Annotated in this window: 12 protein-coding genes; 7 read left to right on the forward strand and 5 right to left on the reverse strand. The window is 42.0% G+C overall.

From position 1 onward, the window contains the following. Position 1 precedes the first annotated feature (1 nt). The 5 genes from ACE1EF_RS15610 (at position 2) to ACE1EF_RS15630 (ending at position 8,870) form a co-directional block, all read left to right on the forward strand. On the forward strand, positions 2-2,296 hold the full coding sequence (locus ACE1EF_RS15610; protein WP_375721615.1) for a family 78 glycoside hydrolase catalytic domain: 2,295 nt from the start codon (positions 2-4) through the stop codon (positions 2,294-2,296). Positions 2,297-2,386: 90 nt separating this feature from the next. Then, positions 2,387-3,919, forward strand: a complete 1,533-nt coding sequence (locus ACE1EF_RS15615; RefSeq protein ID WP_375721616.1) for a glycoside hydrolase family 28 protein — start codon at positions 2,387-2,389, stop codon at positions 3,917-3,919. 11 nt (positions 3,920-3,930) lie between these two features. Continuing rightward, a complete protein-coding gene (locus ACE1EF_RS15620; RefSeq protein WP_375721617.1) occupies positions 3,931-4,908 on the forward strand; it encodes a DUF6929 family protein in 978 nt (325 codons plus the stop codon). 177 nt (positions 4,909-5,085) lie between these two features. Further along, a complete protein-coding gene (locus tag ACE1EF_RS15625; RefSeq protein WP_375721618.1) occupies positions 5,086-6,699 on the forward strand; it encodes an alpha-L-fucosidase in 1,614 nt (537 codons plus the stop codon). A gap of 26 nt (positions 6,700-6,725) precedes the next feature. Further along, complete coding sequence (locus ACE1EF_RS15630; protein ID WP_375721619.1) at positions 6,726-8,870, forward strand: pectate lyase family protein; 2,145 nt, start codon at positions 6,726-6,728, stop codon at positions 8,868-8,870. Here ACE1EF_RS15630 and ACE1EF_RS15635 read toward each other — a convergent pair. Further along, positions 8,833-9,642, reverse strand: a complete 810-nt coding sequence (locus tag ACE1EF_RS15635) for an HAD-IIA family hydrolase (protein WP_375721620.1) — start codon at positions 9,640-9,642, stop codon at positions 8,833-8,835. The genes ACE1EF_RS15630 and ACE1EF_RS15635 overlap by 38 nt on opposite strands. A 269-nt stretch (positions 9,643-9,911) precedes the next feature. On the opposite strand from ACE1EF_RS15635, the gene ACE1EF_RS15640 reads away from it, so the two are divergent. Both ACE1EF_RS15640 and ACE1EF_RS15645 read left to right on the forward strand, forming a co-directional pair. Beyond that, positions 9,912-12,278, forward strand: a complete 2,367-nt coding sequence (locus ACE1EF_RS15640; protein WP_375721621.1) for a beta-L-arabinofuranosidase domain-containing protein — start codon at positions 9,912-9,914, stop codon at positions 12,276-12,278. 200 nt (positions 12,279-12,478) lie between these two features. Further along, a complete protein-coding gene (locus tag ACE1EF_RS15645) occupies positions 12,479-14,941 on the forward strand; it encodes a helix-turn-helix domain-containing protein (RefSeq protein ID WP_375721622.1) in 2,463 nt (820 codons plus the stop codon). A 70-nt stretch (positions 14,942-15,011) separates the two neighbouring features. Here ACE1EF_RS15645 and ACE1EF_RS15650 read toward each other — a convergent pair whose 3' ends face one another. The 4 genes from ACE1EF_RS15650 to ACE1EF_RS15665 are packed head-to-tail and all read right to left on the reverse strand — an operon-like array spanning position 15,012 to position 17,735. After that, complete coding sequence (locus ACE1EF_RS15650; RefSeq protein WP_375721623.1) at positions 15,012-15,428, reverse strand: OsmC family protein; 417 nt, start codon at positions 15,426-15,428, stop codon at positions 15,012-15,014. 48 nt (positions 15,429-15,476) lie between these two features. Continuing rightward, positions 15,477-16,214 (reverse strand): ribonuclease III, encoded by a 738-nt coding sequence (gene rnc, locus ACE1EF_RS15655; RefSeq protein ID WP_375721624.1) that lies wholly within the window; start codon positions 16,212-16,214, stop codon positions 15,477-15,479. 3 nt (positions 16,215-16,217) lie between these two features. Next, on the reverse strand, positions 16,218-17,474 hold the full coding sequence (gene fabF, locus ACE1EF_RS15660) for a beta-ketoacyl-ACP synthase II (RefSeq protein ID WP_375721625.1): 1,257 nt from the start codon (positions 17,472-17,474) through the stop codon (positions 16,218-16,220). Positions 17,475-17,498: 24 nt separating this feature from the next. Continuing rightward, positions 17,499-17,735 carry an acyl carrier protein gene (locus ACE1EF_RS15665; protein ID WP_375721626.1) on the reverse strand — a complete coding sequence of 79 codons (237 nt, stop codon included), beginning with the start codon at positions 17,733-17,735 and terminating at the stop codon, positions 17,499-17,501. Positions 17,736-17,742: the final 7 nt, after the last annotated feature.

Genomic DNA, 17,742 nt, shown 5'->3' on the forward strand with positions numbered 1-17,742 from the left:
AATGAATAAGAAGATAAAATCACTTCCCGGACTCCTTTTAATCAGTCTTTTTTTTGTTTTTGGCTTAATTACAAAAGGAGCTGTTAATGAAAAATGTCAGCCAACAGAACTATCCGTCAATTTCCTAACCCGGGCCGGGCAGGTATTTTTGAACGGCTATCCGGTCAATACAACTTTACATGATGCTGTTCACCGGAATGAAAATTTCCAGTTTACAGAAATTGCCCAGAAGAAACCGTTTTTGGGCTGGCTTGTAAATTCGGATCAGGATAATACGTTGCAAACCGCTTATCGTATTCTGCTTGCATCTAATCTGCAAGACTTACAGAACGATAATGGCGACCTGTGGGATTCAGGGAAAACAGAAAGTGATCAATCGTTAAATATAAGCTATGAAGGGAAGGCTTTGCAAGCTAACACTGTTTATTTCTGGAAAGTAAAAACCTGGGACAATCATGGAAATGAATCGCCCTTTTCTGCGGTGTCACAGTTTAAAACAGCATCGAACCTGGTGGATTATGAAACCGCCCGTTATCCCTTACAAAAACAGGATGAATTCCCTGTTGCAGTAAAGGATCAAACGAACAATGTGACCATTATTGATTTTGGGAAGGATGCATTTGGAAGACTCCGGCTCAATCTTGAAAGTCAAACAGGCGAAGATACAATCACGATACGCCTGGGTGAAGTGGTGAAGGATGGCAGTATTGATCGTGATCCGGGAGGAACGCGCCGTTTTTCAACGTATCAACTGGCTTTGAATACAGGCCGGAATACCTATATTATTGCTATTCGTCCGGATAGGAGAAATACCGGGTCGAGGGCCATTCATATGCCGGCTTATACAGGTGAGGTCACGCCATTCCGTTATTGCGAGATTGAAGGTTATAATGGTAAGATAGAACCGTGTGACGTTATCAGGGAGGCTGTTTTTTATCCGTTTAATGAAACAGACTCTTATTTTACAAGTTCAGATACCGTACTGAACCAGGTATGGGAACTTTGCAAATATTCCATGAAAGCAACTTCGTTTACCGGCGTGTTTGTAGATGGTGACCGGGAACGGATACCATATGAAGCCGATGCGTTGATCAATCAACTGGGATATTACAGTGTGGTACGGGACTACAGTATCGGACGTTATACTGAAGAGTATCTGATTCATCATGCCACCTGGCCTACGGAATGGATTCTGCAGTCTGTTGTAATGGCGTGGTACGATTATTTGTATACCGGAAACAAGGAATCCCTTAAACAATTTTATAAGGATCTGCAGGCAAAAACACTTTTACCGCTGGCTGATGAGTCGGGATTTATCAGTACCAGAACCGGGAAAGTAACCCCGGAATTGTTAAAGTCAATACATCTCAATGATAATATCCGTGATATTGTGGATTGGCCGCATACGGGTATTCTGGGACTGGGTAAAAATGAGAAGGGAGAAACCGATGGGTTTGTGTTTACAGATATAAATACGGTAGTCAATGCCTATCATTATTTTGCATTGATCGCAATGGCAACCATTGCAGGAGAATTGGGTAAAAAAGAAGACCAGGAGTTTTATGCATCACAGGCCGGGAAACTGAAGGACGTTTTTAATAAAGAGTTACTGGATAAAACAAGGGGAATTTATGTTGACGGCATCGGAACCGACCATTTTTCACTCCATTCCAACATGTTCCCTGTAGCTTTTGGTCTGGCACCAAAGAAGAATGTGGATCAGATTTCTGATTTTATCCGCTCAAGGGGAATGGCCTGTAGCGTGTATGGATCACAGTTTTTGATGGAAGCCGTTTACGACAATCATGACAGCCGGTATGGTCTGGACCTGCTAACCTCAACGTCGGAACGCAGCTGGTACAATATGATCCGTGATGGCTCCACCATTTCCATGGAAGCCTGGGGAAACAAATACAAGCCAAATCAGGACTGGAACCATGCATGGGGAGCTGCACCGGCCAATATCATTCCGCGTAAACTCATGGGCATTGAACCACTTGAGCCCGGATTTAAAAGAATACAGATCAAACCACAACCTGCTGATCTTGAGTACGCCAAAATAAAATGCCCAACCATCAGAGGGGCAGTGTATGTGTCGTTTACAAATAAGCCCGGAGAAGCTTTTAAGCTGGATATTTCTGTTCCGTCCAATACGACAGCTGATGTTTACGTTCCGGTTCAACCCAATGCCAGACATTTGTTTCTTAACGGACAAAAAACCAGATACAAAAAGGTTAACGGATTTTTAAAAGTTGAAGGGGTAGGATCGGGTAACAACGTATTTGAATTGAAATAAATGGTCATTTTATTCAGGATTTAAAAGGTTTAAAGTCCTGTTTTCGATTAAATTTTCTATTTTAACGACTTAAATGCAGAATATAATATTATGAACAAGCAGATTACAGGAATACTCATTTTGATGATCGTTTTAGTGAGTTGTCAGACACCTCAGAGTACTGTTATAACAGAGCAAACACCCTGGGGTGAACAGGTGTTTGAAGTCCCTTCATTCAAAAATAAAGTGTACAACATTCAGGATTTTGGCGCGAAATCCAAAACAAAATTTAATAATCAAAAGGCCATTCAGGAAGCAATTGATAAGTGTGCTGAAGCCGGTGGTGGGAAAGTTGTGATTCCTGAAGGAACCTGGAGCACGGCCTATCTTGAATTAAAATCAAATGTGAATCTCCATCTGGACAAAGGTGCAGTTTTGTCCTTTCTGGACAGCATCCCGTTGTACGCCGTTCCGACCTTTACACGCTGGGAAGGCCTGGAATGTATGAATTACCACCCATTGCTTTACACACGCAATCAGGAGAATGTAGCCATTACCGGTGAAGGTATTCTTGAGGGTAACGGTAAGGCATGGTGGGATCTGGCCAAAGGCACTCAGATAAAATCGCTGACTAAGTTATACGATCTGGTAGAGGCAGGTGTAGCACCGGAAGAACGCAACTGTCTGGCCTTTGAACCAACATCTTATCTGCGTCCGGCCATGGTTCAGTTTATAAGCTGTAAAAATATTTTGGTGGAAGGCATCGAGTTGCATTCAGGACCCATGTGGACTACCCATTTTGTATATTGCGAGAATGTCGTAGCAAGAGATCTGAGGGTTATAACCACAGGAACAAATAACGATGGAATTGTACCGGATGCCACTAATGGCATGCTCATCGATAATTGCTATTTTTCAACAGGTGACGACTGCATTGTGATTAAATCCGGCTTGAATGAAGATGGCTGGCGGGTTGGAAAAGCCAGTGAGAATATTGTCATCAAGAACTGTACAACCAAGCACGGACATGGTGGTGTGGTCATTGGGAGTGAGATGTCGGGTGGCGTACGTAATGTTTACGCTCACGATTGCGACTTTAGTCAGACACAACGCGGATTACGCATCAAGTCTATGAAAGGCCGGGGTGGTGTGATTGAAGACCTGTGGTTTGAAAAAATTCGCATGGATAACATTGAGCGGGAAGCCATTAAGATAAACATGCATTACGGCAGCAGTTCCATTAAGCCGCGTACGGATAGTTTGCCGACTTTCAGAAATCTTCACTATAAGGATATCACTTCTAAAAATTCACAGTATGCTATCAGAATTCAGGGAATAGATAGTCTTTTTGTGGATGAGGTATATTTTGAAAACCTGACACTGGAAAGTAAATATGGCATTGTAATAGAAAATGCAGAGCATACAGAATTTAAAAACCTGAAATCCACGACTAAGGATTATTATCCTTTGAGACTGTCAAATGTGCAAAATCTTACTTTCGATTCAGTTGAATTTGTATCCGCAAGCGAGACTATGATTAATGCAGAAAAAATGGTTGAGAATGTACGGTTTAAAGGAGTAAACGATAAGGACTTTAAAGAACTGTATAAGTCGGTTTCAAATCCTGATATCGTTGTAGAGTAAATAAACGTAAAATGAGGAGGATTTTTTCTGTTCCCGGTCTGCTTGTTATTATTTGCTTTCTGTTGCCAGTTTGTCTTGAAGCTCAGAGCATTGTATTTGATGCAAATGTAAATAAGCAGATAACACTTCCACACATTTCGTCTGCATCTGCTTTAGTGAAATATCGTGGCAGCTACTTTATTGCGGGTGATGATTCCCCATATCTGTTTCAGTTGAACACCAAATATGAGGTAGTGGATTCTATCAAAATATTCAGCACGAAACACCTTGAAAACGGAAGGCTTCCAAAACATGAAAAGGCCGATTTTGAATGCATGACAGTAGTGCCCTGGGGAAAAGATTCTGACCTGTTGGTTTTTGGTTCAGGCAGTACAGGTGAAAAAAGTGAGGTGATGAGCCGAGTCGATTTTGATGGTCAGGATCATAAGGTTACGACTTACGATTTGGCTAAGCTCTACAAACATATTGCACAAAAATCTGATGCGCAGGCCGGCATAAATTTTGAAGGAGCCGGACTCTGGAAGAAGAAGCTGATCCTCCTGAATCGTGCCGACAATGCACTGATTATGATGGATCTTGATGATTTCAGAGACTATATTAAAGACGATAAAAAAGATAAACCGGACATTAAATCCATAAAATTCAACCTGCCTTCCGTTAACGGCGTATCTGCCAGGTTTTCTGGTATGTGTCTGTTGCTGGAAGAAGATATTCTTGTTTTTTCTGCATCGGTGGAGAATGATCCGAACTGGATCGACAATCAAAATATTGTAGGGAGTTATATTGGACTGATAGATTTGAATCAGCTTGAAAATACGACTCCGGTTTGTGAAAGAATAATGCATAACGGCAAACCATTGCAGGATAAAGTGGAATCTGTTTATGTGGTCAGCAGCACCAATTCAGATATAAAACTGCTGGGTGTAACTGACAATGATGATGGTAGTTCTAAACTATTGGAGATCGATTTTCGTAAAAGGACACACTAATCCTGGTATAACTAATACCTGAATCTTAATTGAACAACAGGTTCTGATGTTTAAAATATACACATTTTAGATTAGTGCATACAATCTCTTCTTAATCTGATTGGTTTAACTTTGATAATGGTTTAGTTTCTCATCTGAGAATATTGATGTTTAATTACTGCAACAATTAATTATATCATGAAAAAATCCTTGATCCTCATCTTTGTTGCACTGATCGTTTTTTCGTGCACATCAAATAAAAAGGAAAAAATGCAGACCGGCTTGTTTGAACCAACCTGGGAATCGTTGAAACAATACGAGGTTCCGGAATGGTTCAGGGATGCTAAATTTGGTATCTGGGCTCATTGGGGACCACAATGTCAGCCGGAAGCCGGGGACTGGTACGGGCGTCATATGTATGTTCAGGGGCACTGGCAATACAATTATCACCTGGAACATTACGGTCATCCTTCAGAATTTGGATTTAAGGATGTAATTCATGAATGGAAGGCGGATAAATGGGATCCTGAGAAACTGGTTGCATTGTATAAGCGGGCCGGTGCAAAGTATTTCTTTGCTATGGGGAATCATCACGATAACCTCGATTTATGGGACAGCAAATACCAGGAATGGAATTCCGTAAATGTTGGTCCGCATATGGATATTCTTGCCGGATGGGCGAAAGCAGCCAAGGCTAACAATTTGCCATTTGGAGTCAGTATTCATTCAGCGCATGCATGGCGTTGGTACGAAACAGCACAGCAATCAGATAAAACAGGAGATCTGGCAGGCGTGCCTTATGATGGAACACTGACGAAAGATGATGGAAAAGATACCTGGTGGGAAGGTCTGGATCCTCAGAATTTATATGCCCAAAATCACCCCTTAAGCAAAAACAGTGAAGATCCCGGCTCAATCGGTGGTCAGTGGGCATGGGGAAATGGAGCGACTCCTCCTTCCGAAGAATACTGCCTTAATTTTTACAACCGGACGGTAGACATGATCAATACCTTTGAGCCCGATCTTATTTATTTTGATGACACCGGCTTGCCCCTATGGCCTGTCAGTAATGTTGGGCTGGAATTAGCGGCTCATTATTACAATAAAAACATGGCTGATCACGATGGAAAACTGGAGGCCGTTCTCTTTGGAAAAATATTGACAGATGACCAGAAAGAATGCCTGGTCTGGGATGTGGAACGTGGTGCACCGGATGCCATTCAGGATAAAGCATGGCAAACCTGTACCTGTATTGGTGGATGGCATTATGATCGCAGTTTGTATGAAAGAAGCGGATATAAATCAGCAAAAACTGTCATCCAGATGTTGGTGGATATTATCAGTAAAAACGGGAATCTTTTGTTGAATATTCCTGTTCGGGGCGATGGTTCCATTGATGAAAAGGAACTTGCAGTTGTTGAGGGTATTACAGAGTGGATGGATACAAACAGTGAATGCATTTACGGAACACGGCCATGGGCCATTTATGGTGAGGGACCCAAAGCTGACAGCACCAACCCGATCAAAGATCAGGGATTTAATGAAGGTAGAGGAGCCGCGTATTCATCTGAAGATATCCGGTTCACAAAAAAGGGAGATGTGTTATATGCTGTTGTTATGGATCAACCGGAAAACAATCAGATACTTATTAAGTCATTAGCTGTTAACGGTCCGTATTTCAAGGATAAAATGAAGCATGTGGAACTGGTAGGCGGCTCGGTTAACTCTTTCCGTTTCGACGAGAATGGCCTGACTGTTCAGTTGCCCCAAAATGATCGGACAGACATGCCGTGTGTGCTAAAAATATATTGAAGACAGCGTTTCAAAAAATTAAATTCATGAAGAATCCGGACCGCACCCTGCCACATGCTAAATTTTTACTGTTTATCCTCATGTTGACTGCTTACGGTATTCCGCTTCTGGCTGAGGGTGACGGATATGGTGAAAATCCCGGAGGCGCTGGCGGAGATACTATCATTGTAGATAATGCAAACGATTTAAAATCCCTGGCTGGCTCATCCACGCCTTATGTTCTTCTGATTAAGGACACAATTGATGTTGGTTCAGAGGTTCGTGTGAGGAGTTATAAAACTATTTCAGGCCTGAATTCAAGCTCAACAATTATTGGCGATATTAATATCAGCGGTGGAACGCATGATGTGGTTATTAAGAACCTGAATATAACCAATCCGGCAAATGATGGCATCACAATACGGGAAGCACGATATGTATATGTAACCAATTGTACGGTTTACGATTGTGCGGATGGGTGCATTGATGTTACGGTTGAATCTGATTTTGTGACGATTTCATATTGCAGGTTCTATTATGACCAGGTTACCTTTCATAAATTTGTAAATTTAATTGGTGCCGATGACAGCAATATTACCGACCGGGGGAAATTGCATGTTACGATGCATCACAACTGGTGGGATACGGGATGTACTTCGCGTATGCCACGGGTGCGTTTCGGGCGTGTACATGTTTACAATAATTATTTCAGTTGTGTCGGAAATAACTATGCAAACCGTGCTGCTCTCGAAGCCCAGATATTATCAGAATACAATTATTTTGAGGGCGTAAGAGACCCGTTAGCCGTTGAAGGCGGCGAGGCCCGAAGCCAAGGCAATATTTATGATAGCTGCGAAGGTACTGTTTATGAGGGTACGGATGATGTTTTTACAGCGAGTTATAATTATACCACTGTAAGTGCCGAAGATGCAAGAAGTGAGGTTATTGAAAAAGCCGGAAATGAAAACAGGGATTCTGTTCTGACCAATCAAAAGAAAGAAACAATAATAAACTGGAATGACCTTGATCCCATTACCTTCGGTACGCCTTTGGATGAAACCCGGCTTAATGCAAGTGCCAATGGAAATACAGGTTCACCCATATACAGCCATCCCATTGGATCCCAATTGCCTGAAGGATATAATACCATTACGGTATCTTTCCCGGAAGATGATAACTATAAGGCTGCGAGTAAAACAGTGAATATCAGGGTGAATTATGAATATTTTGCACTTCGTATTAACATCACTGATGGTGTTGATTCCGGATTGGTAACCGTATTTCCTGAGGGAAATCTTGTAGAAGGAGAACGTTTATATCCTAAGGGGACAGAGGTGACTTTAACGGCATCTTCCAATCCTGTTTCAGATTTTGAACACTGGAACGATAATTATAATGATACAGCAATTACCATTACGATGGATCAGGATGTTCAGGTCAGTGCAAATTACAAGCAATTGGATTACATCGTTGCCTGGGATTTTTTTATGGATGGTGATGATATAAGACAACCTGATTTATTTGCGACAGAGGATAACCGGAATGCAACATTTTCGCTGCTTAAGGAAGATAACGCATCTTACACCTGGACTTTATTTTCAGGCGATAATCTGTTGTTTGGTAAAAATGCAGCGATGATCCGGAAGGGCAGATCTTCTGCCGGCGACTATTTTTTTGCTATCCGGTTTGATGCTGGTCATTACAGGAATATTCGGCTGACCGCAGAAATGCTGGGTTTTTCTGCTTATTATGTTAACCAGAATGTGGAATATTCAACAGATGGCATAACCTATTATAAAGTCGGTGAATTTAATCTTAACGAAGATTCTGTGTGGTATGCAAATGAATTTTATCTGCCGGAAGCTGCCAATCGCAGGGATTCAGTGTTTGTCCGGTTCATTGCGGATAAAAGTTCAGAACTGATCACAAACGGATCAATCCTGGGCGCATCCATCAGTAACATTTATGTGTATGCGGATAATGTGACGTATGATCAGATTCAGACATTTGTGGCGGGCCGGAAGATTGATAAGGTTATCTATTATTCTGTTGATGGAAAAGCAAACCCGCATCCTGTACAGGGAATCAATATTGTAGCTACCGTATATGACGATGGAAGTGTTGCTACCCGGAAGATTTTTATTAAAGACCCGGTTATTTTCCCTGCGAATAATCTTTTACAATCTCGTTGACACCCTTTAAAACGTAGTGCGGACGATAGGCAAATTCCTTGATGGTTTCTGTGGTTGATATGCCTGAAAGCACCAGGCAGGTGTCAATTTCTGCTTCTATCCCGGCTACAATATCAGTATCCATACGGTCGCCTATAATAATGGTATCTTCACGTTGAATACCCAACTTTTTCAGAGCGATGCGCATCATTAGCGGGTTAGGCTTACCTACAAAATAGGCCTGCTTGCCTGTGGCCAGTTCAATGGGAGAAATCAATGCTTTTGTGGCAGGAGCAATACCATTTTCTATCGGGCCGGTCAGGTCAGGATTGGTTCCAACCAGTTTAGCCCCTTTGTTAACCAGGTTAACTGCTTTTTCGATGACTTCGTAACTGTAGGAACGCGCTTCCCCCATCACCACGTAATCCGGATCGATGTTGTTGCTGGAATAGCCGGCGTTGTACAGTGCATTAATCAATCCGGCTTCGCCAATGATATAGGCACTGCCATTCGGTTTTTGATTCTGCAGAAAAGTAGCAGTGGCCAGGGCGCTGGTGTAAAAATGTTCGGGACCCACATCGAGTCCCATTCGCGACAGCTTCCCCTGTAATTCTTTAATGGTACGTTCGCTGGAATTGGTGAGGAATACAAATTTCTTATTCTCCTCCTTAAGCCAGCCAACAAATTCTTTTACTCCATCCAGAATTTTGTTGCCATGATAAATTACACCATCCATGTCACAGATAAATCCGGATTTGTTGCGGATATTTTCAACCATTGCTTTTTTTGTCATCGATATACTGATTTATTGGAGTTTTCTAATCGCTTCTTTTTTCAGATGTTAAATTACAACCTTTCTTTATGTTATCCGTTATTTTTGTTTGTTTTTTAATTCCGTATTATCAGAATTTGATTATGTGAAATATTATTTACGCAGGATTGGTTTATTTTGTAATAATAGAACATGGCATTTTTTATCTATCCGGAGGCTCATTAATACATTTAAAAAATATTAGTTTAATTTGTAATATTGCAATTTTCCGGAGCATAAACACATTAAGCATGAAAACCTTAAAAAGTATATTAGTTATTATTTGCCTGATCCCGGCATTTTTGACTGCACAGGTCAAAGAACAACTTGAACTTTTCCCTTTAAACTCAGTGCGTCTGCTTGAAAGCCCTTTTAAGCATGCAGAAATGAAGGATATGGAATATATTCTGGCGCTTGATCCTGATCGCCTGCTTGCTCCTTATCTTAAGGAAGCCGGTCTGGAACCCAAAGCGGAAAACTATCCTAACTGGGAGAATACTGGATTGGACGGACATATTGGAGGTCACTATCTTTCCGCTCTTGCAATGATGTATGCTGCCACAGGCGATCAGCGCATGAAGGACAGAATGGATTACATGCTCAGTGAACTGAAACGGTGTCAGGATAACCATGACGATGGCTACCTGGGTGGTGTGCCCGGAGGACGTGCCATGTGGAAGGAAATTGCCGAAGGACATATTGATGCAGGGGCTTTCAGCCTGAATAAAAAATGGGTGCCCTTGTATAATATTCATAAAATTTATGCCGGATTGCGTGATGCATATCTTTTTGGCGGAAGTGAAGAGGCTAAGGAGATGTTGATAAAACTGACAGACTGGGCTATCAAACTGGTATCAAACTTGTCTGAGGATCAGATACAGGATATGCTGCGAAGTGAGCATGGCGGACTGAATGAAGTATTTGCGGATGTGGCTTTTATTACGGGAAATGATAAATATCTGACCCTTGCCAAACAGTTTTCCCATCATTATGTGCTTAATCCCTTGCTTCAGCACGAAGACAAACTCACCGGAATGCACGCCAATACCCAGATTCCTAAAGTGATAGGATTTAAACGTATTGCTGAATACGATGGCGATACAACATGGGCCGATGCTGCCCGTTTCTTCTGGGAAACCGTCGTGGATAACCGGACTGTCACAATTGGCGGGAACAGTGTACGAGAACATTTCAATCCGGTGGATGATTTTTCAGGAATGATCAATAGCGAGCAGGGTCCTGAAACCTGTAATACCTATAACATGCTCAAGTTGACTAAAATGTTGTTTCTGTCCGATCCGGACGTTAAATACATGGATTATTATGAGCGGGCATTGTATAATCATATCCTGTCAACGGAGGAACCGGACAGAGGAGGGTTCGTATATTTTACACCCATGCGTCCCGGGCACTACAGGGTATATTCTCAGCCTGAAACCAGCTTCTGGTGTTGTGTTGGTTCAGGCCTCGAAAACCATACCAAATACGGTGAGCTGATCTATGCCCATGACGGTGATGATCTGTATGTAAACCTGTTTATTCCATCTACACTTGATTGGAAAAAGAAAGGCATTAAAATTACCCAGAACACCGCATTTCCGGATAAGGAAAAGACGGAATTAACGCTTAATTTAAAAAAGAAATCAAAATTTGGAATTCATATCCGGTACCCGGAATGGATCACCAAAGGGGGGATGACCGTTTTCGTGAATGGGGAACCGGTTGAAATTCCGGATCAGCCCGGAGAATATGTAACCGTATACCGGAAATGGAAAGATGGTGACAACATAAGTGTCTCCCTTCCGATGCATACCACTGTTGAACAGATTCCTGACGGCGAACATTATTTTTCTATTCTTCACGGGCCGGTAGTGTTAGCGGCCAAAACAACAACAGATAATATGCCGGGACTCTATGCCGATGCCAGCCGCGGAGGACATATTGCATCAGGAGAAAAAATTCCGCTGCAGGAAATGCCGATCATAGTAAGTGAGCCGGATCAGATTGCCGCAAAAGTCAAGCCTGTACAGGGCGAAGCACTAACATTTACCCTCGACGATCTCTATTCTGGAGATTACAGCAACCTGACGTTAATACCGTTTTACAGACTGCACGATTCACGCTATATTATCTACTGGCAAAGTGAAACGGAAGATGCCGTAAAGGAAATTAAAGCAGAGATCGCCGCTAAAGAAGCAGCCGAACAGGAACTGGAACGCAGCACTGTTGACCTGATTTATCCGGGGGAACAGCAGCCCGAATCGGATCATTTTATAAAGTTTGATCGATCCAATGCCGGAGTCAATGCCGGCAAACACTGGCGTGATGCACAGGGATGGTTCAGTTATGAATTAAGAAATCCTGATAAAGTACCGGTAAAACTACGTGTGATGTATTTCAGCGGAGACCGGGGCCGGAATTTCAATATCCTGGCCAACAACAAGGTGATCGCAGAAGTGAATCTAAGAGGCAGGAGAGGAAATGATTTTTATACGGTAGACTACGATATTCCTGATGATATAGCGTTAAGTACTTCGGGTACTTTTATTGTTAAGTTTGAAGCAAAGGAAGGTTCAGTTGCAGGGGGAGTCTACGAAGTCAGGTTGTTAAAAGATTAAAGGACATAAGCTCTGCTAAGTTTTTTGATCTGTTCCTGGTGAAATAATCGTTCTCAGAATTAAACCCGAAAGAAGGATTAAGCAACTAAAAGATGTAGCTTTTATCCGCTTCATCAGGATGGTTGGACGTCTGATTTTTTCAGTGCCTTCATTTTTCGTAACTTGTGGACGCGTACGAATTACCCTAAAACGATCAGAACATGGAAGATCAGATGAATTCCCGGTTAAAACTTGCATTTGATTTTGTCAGTTACACCAATCAGAATCTCTTTCTTACAGGCAAAGCCGGAACCGGGAAAACAACATTTTTACACGATTTAAGACAAAAAACATTTAAGCGTTTGGTTGTTGTGGCACCTACAGGAGTGGCAGCCATAAACGCCGGAGGTGTTACTATTCATTCCTTTTTTCAGTTGTCTTTCGGACCCCAGATTCCCGGAACTGGAAGTGCAGAAGTTAACAATGGCCGTTCAATGGTCTTTAAGCGCTTCAGTAAAGAAAAAATCAATATTATACGTAGTCTCGACCTGCTTGTGATTGATGAAATAAGTATGGTCAGGGCCGATGTGCTGGACGCTATAGATGCTGTTCTGCGCAGGTTCCGTGACAGGGATAAACCCTTTGGCGGGGTTCAGCTGTTAATGATTGGAGATCTTCAGCAGTTGGCTCCTATCATTAAAGAAGAGGAATGGGAACTTCTTAAACCGTATTATGATACGGGTTTTTTCTTTAGCAGCAATGCACTTCGGAAAGCTTCATTCCAAAGCATAGAGTTAAAAAAGATTTTCAGGCAGGAGGATGAGGATTTTATTTATCTTTTAAATAAGATCCGTGATAACAACATTGAGCCAACCGAACTGGAAGCCTTAAATAAACGTTATATGCCCGGATTTAAACCCGACGATAAGGATGGGTATATAACGCTGACCACACATAATTACCAAGCAAACGAAATAAATCAATCTAAACTGGATGCACTGAAGCAGAAGTCTTATACCTTTTCAGCTGTTATCAGCGATGATTTTCCTGAATACATGTATCCAACTGACCCGGAGCTCATCCTTAAAAAAGGTGCACAGGTTATGTTTGTTAAAAACGATTCGTCTCCCGAAAAACGTTACTTCAATGGTAAAATCGGTAAAATAAGCGAAATCAATGCATCTTCGATTATGGTAAAATGTCCGGATGATCAGGAGGCAATTCAGGTTGAAACCGAACGCTGGGATAATACTAAATATACTTTAAATGAAGATACACAGGAGATTCAGGAGGAGGTGACGGGTTCATTTTCACAATATCCGCTGAAACTCGCGTGGGCTATTACCATTCATAAAAGCCAGGGACTGACATTTGAAAAAGCCATTATCAATGCGAGACAATCCTTTGCCCATGGTCAGGTGTATGTTGCCCTGAGCCGCTGTAAATCCCTGGAAGGAATGGTGCTGAGTTCGCCTATAGACCTGCAAAGTATTAAAAGTGATATTTCTGTACTCTCGTTTACAAAAGAGGCAGAGGCTAAACAACCAACCTCAGAAGATTTTCAGAAAGCACGTACGAAATATCAGCGCTACCTGCTTTCTGAGCTTTTTGATTTTAGCTCCATCCGTGCCCGAATTCAGTATGCACAGTATCTCTGCAATGAAAATAAAAATATACTGCTTGGGGATCTCCCTGATCAACTGGCACAGATTCAGCCGGTGTTAAAGGAGGAATTGATAAGTGTCGCCGATAAGTTCCGGTTACAGATTGACAGTCTGCTTCCCCTTTCTGATGATATTGAGCATAACACCTTGCTACAGGAGAGAATCACTAAAGCGTCCCATTACTTCAGTGAGAAACTTGAACAGTCTGTTACAGAACAAATCAATGCCGGTAATTATGAAACAGATAATAAAAAAGTGCAGAAGCAACTCGGGAATGCTGTGGAAGAATTACAACGTGAGCTGCGCATCAAAGCAAAGGTACTGTATGCCTGCAGGGATGGATTCTCTGTAGTATCCTATCTCGAGGCCAGAGCAAAGGCATCAGTCGATAAAACAAGCAGTTGGAAAAGACGGAGCAGAGATGAAAAAGTAAGCACCGTTTCAAAGCATCCGGATTTTTATAGGCAACTCGGCACATGGAGGAGCGTTAAGGCTGATGAACTGAATGTCAGCACTTCGCGTATTATCCGGCAGACAGCCTTACTGGAAATTGCAGACCTTCTGCCTGCAACAGCAGTGGAGCTAAAATCCATCCGGGGTATGGGTGGAAAAAAGATAAAACAATTTGGGAAGGAGATCCTTGAAATGGTTATCCGGTTTCGAAAAGAATTGAATTTGGATCTGCCTGCAAATGCAGAAAAAGAACCTGAAAAAGCCATGCTGGATTCAAAAGGCGTAAGTTTTTCCATGTTCAAAACAGGTAAGTCGCCACTTGAGATTGCTCAGGCCAGAGGAATGGCAGTTTCCACCGTTGAGGGTCATCTGGCGCAGTTTGTAAGTCATGAAGAATTCAACCTGGACAGGTTGGTGGTAAAAGAGAAGCAGGATAAAATTCTCAGGGAAATAAAACGTAAACCCTACGATTCCCTTACAGAGTTAAAACAGCGTCTTGGTGAAGATATCGGTTATGGCGATATTCGCTTCGTTTTAGCCTTCCATAAAGCAGAAAGGAATGGCTGAAGGGCATAAAAAAACGGTTAAACTACAGATCAAACTCTATGTTTAGCCGTTTTAATGCCTTAATCGTATTCTATTTCAGTATTCTGATTTCCGTTTCAACCGGGATAGCCATTTTGTACAGGGCCTGAACACCACAATATTTTTCTGATGAAAGATTGACTGCTTTCTGGAGTTTATCCAATGGCAGGTCGTTACCTTTAAATTCATAAATCACTTTCATGGATTTATAATATTTGGGGTGCTCTTCGGTGCTTTCGCCTTCAACTTTAATGTTCAGTGAATCATACTCCACGCGCATTTTTTTAAGAATAGATACCACATCCATTCCTGTACATCCGGCAAGAGAAACCAACATAAGCTTTTTAGGGCGTGGTCCTTTGTCTTGTCCCCCGACTTCAGGACTTGCATCAAGCGTGAGTTTATGACCGTCAAGATCTGTCGTAAAAGACATCCCTTCGTCCCAGGATAAATTAATTTCGTGCTTCATATTTAAAATTTTATATATTTAACGGAGAGTAAATAAAAAAGTTCAGAATTAATACAGGTTCTTTTCTTTTAGAATAAGAATGGCTTTCTTCGCTGCATCCTGATGGCTCTCTTTCTTTGATGTTCCTGTGCCATCAGCATAAAGTTCATTGTTAATCAGGACCTGCGTGTAAAAGGTTGGAACATTATGTTTGTTGATCACTTCCCTGACCAGTGAAAAAGAAATTTCCTTTCTGTTTTTCTGGCTCCATTCCAGTAACAGCGATTTATAATTGCTATCCTGGCGAACCATATTTTTCATTTCGTCAAGTTTCTTATAGAGTTTGTGTTCTACAAAACTTTTACAGTTGTTATAGCCCTGATCCAGGTAAACCGCTCCGATTAGAGCTTCCAGGGTATTTCCTGGAATATTGGTATTCGGATTATTACTGGTTGTTTTAACCAGTTTTTCCAGGCCCAGATCTTCAGCAAGACTGTTCAGTGTATTTCTGCTCACCAGTTTTGCCCTGGCACTGGTGAGAAAACCTTCATTTCTGTTGGGATAGTTCAGATAAATAATATCTGCAACGATGGCATCCAGAATGGCATCTCCCAGAAACTCAAGACGCTCATTGTTGACATGCCTGCCATTTTTCTGCTTAATGGAGGTAGACTTGTGAATAAAGGCCAGTTCGTAAATGTCAGGATCATTCGGTTTGAAACCGGTCAGCTCCTGAATGGTAAACGAAAAAGACTTTTCCTTTTTGGGAAGGAAAAGTCTTTTTAACCGTTCAATATTTTTAATCACTCCTTATTCGGTGAATTTTTTTATGATAACAGAAGCATTATGTCCGCCAAAACCAAATGTGTTGGAAAGTGCAGCGTTAACCACACGTTTCTGTGCTTTATGGAACGTGAGATTCAGTTTTGAATCAATACCGGGATCCAGTTCCTGCAGGTTGATTGTCGGAGGAATAATATCTTCTCTTACAGCGAGGATACAAGCCATTGCTTCGGCTGCTCCGGCTGCACCAAGCAGGTGACCTGTCATCGATTTGGTAGAACTGATGTTCAGGTTGTATGCGTGATCTCCAAAGACCTTTTTAATAGCCTGTGTTTCTGCAATATCACCGAGCGGAGTAGCCGTTCCGTGTACATTTACATAATCAATATCTTCCGGATTCATGCCGGCATCTTCAAGTGCACGTTGCATAACCAGGGCTGCACCAAGTCCTTCCGGATGAGGTGCTGTAATATGATAAGCATCGGCAGACATTCCACCACCCACAATTTCGGCGTAGATTTTTGCCCCACGTTTAATGGCATGATCATAATCTTCCAGGATAAGACAACCTCCACCTTCACCCATCACAAAGCCATCACGTGTTTTACAAAACGGACGTGAAGCGGTCTCAGGGTTTTCATTATTGGTAGACAGTGCCTGTGCTGAATTAAACCCACCCACACCTGATTCGGTGATGGCAGCCTCTGATCCTCCGGTGACGATCATTTCGGCTTTACCTAAACGGATATAATTCAGTGCATCAATGATTGCATTTGTTGAAGATGCACAGGCGGAAACCACACCAAAGTTAGGGCCGCGTAAACCGTATTTCATCGAAATATGTCCGGGTGCAATATCAGCAATCATTTTAGGAATAAAGAAAGGGCTGAAACGTGGTGTTCCATCACCCTTTCCAAATGCTGTTAATTCCTGCTGGAAAGTTATGAGCCCACCAATTCCGGCTCCCCATATAACTCCAACCCTGTTTTTATCAACAGAATCGTCTTCCATTATACCGGAGTCTTCAATTGCCTGGGAGGCACTAACAATAGCGTACTGGGCAAAAAGATCCAGCTTACGTACTTCTTTGCGGTCAAAATATGCCTCGGCGTTATAGTTTTTAACCTCGCACGCAAACTTGGTTTTGAATAAAGAAGGGTCGAAATGGGTTATGATACCTGATCCGCTTACTCCTTTAGACAAGTTGTCCCAGAACTCCTGTACTGAATTTCCTAGTGGAGTAATAGCCCCAAGGCCAGTGATTACAACTCGTTTAAATTCCATGCAAAAATTTTAAAATGCGATTAATTAACCAGCGTTTTCTTCTATGTACTTGATAGCATCTCCAACTGTAGAGATGTTTTCAGCCTGATCGTCAGGAATAGAAATATTAAATTCCTTTTCAAATTCCATGATCAGCTCAACAGTGTCAAGCGAATCAGCTCCAAGGTCATTGGTGAAGCTAGCTTCAGGAGTTACTTCTGTTTCGTCTACTCCCATTTTGTCAACGATGATCGCTTTAACTCTTGATGCAATGTCAGACATAACTTTT

Origin of the sequence: Quyinboa sediminis, assembly GCF_042219855.1 — a bacterium.
Classification (GTDB): Bacteria; Bacteroidota; Bacteroidia; order Bacteroidales; family UBA5342; genus JBHJHP01.

What these genes read in the sequence shown, in the direction of transcription:
- ACE1EF_RS15610 (WP_375721615.1), top strand. Translation starts at nt 2, where the DNA reads ATGAATAAGAAGATAAAATCACTTCCCGGACTCCTTTTAATCAGTCTT.
- ACE1EF_RS15615 (WP_375721616.1), top strand. Translation starts at nt 2,387, where the DNA reads ATGAACAAGCAGATTACAGGAATACTCATTTTGATGATCGTTTTAGTG.
- ACE1EF_RS15620 (WP_375721617.1), top strand. Translation starts at nt 3,931, where the DNA reads ATGAGGAGGATTTTTTCTGTTCCCGGTCTGCTTGTTATTATTTGCTTT.
- ACE1EF_RS15625 (WP_375721618.1), top strand. Translation starts at nt 5,086, where the DNA reads ATGAAAAAATCCTTGATCCTCATCTTTGTTGCACTGATCGTTTTTTCG.
- ACE1EF_RS15630 (WP_375721619.1), top strand. Translation starts at nt 6,726, where the DNA reads ATGAAGAATCCGGACCGCACCCTGCCACATGCTAAATTTTTACTGTTT.
- ACE1EF_RS15635 (WP_375721620.1), bottom strand. Translation starts at nt 9,642, where the DNA reads ATGACAAAAAAAGCAATGGTTGAAAATATCCGCAACAAATCCGGATTT.
- ACE1EF_RS15640 (WP_375721621.1), top strand. Translation starts at nt 9,912, where the DNA reads ATGAAAACCTTAAAAAGTATATTAGTTATTATTTGCCTGATCCCGGCA.
- ACE1EF_RS15645 (WP_375721622.1), top strand. Translation starts at nt 12,479, where the DNA reads ATGGAAGATCAGATGAATTCCCGGTTAAAACTTGCATTTGATTTTGTC.
- ACE1EF_RS15650 (WP_375721623.1), bottom strand. Translation starts at nt 15,428, where the DNA reads ATGAAGCACGAAATTAATTTATCCTGGGACGAAGGGATGTCTTTTACG.
- fabF (WP_375721625.1), bottom strand. Translation starts at nt 17,474, where the DNA reads ATGGAATTTAAACGAGTTGTAATCACTGGCCTTGGGGCTATTACTCCA.
- ACE1EF_RS15665 (WP_375721626.1), bottom strand. Translation starts at nt 17,735, where the DNA reads ATGTCTGACATTGCATCAAGAGTTAAAGCGATCATCGTTGACAAAATG.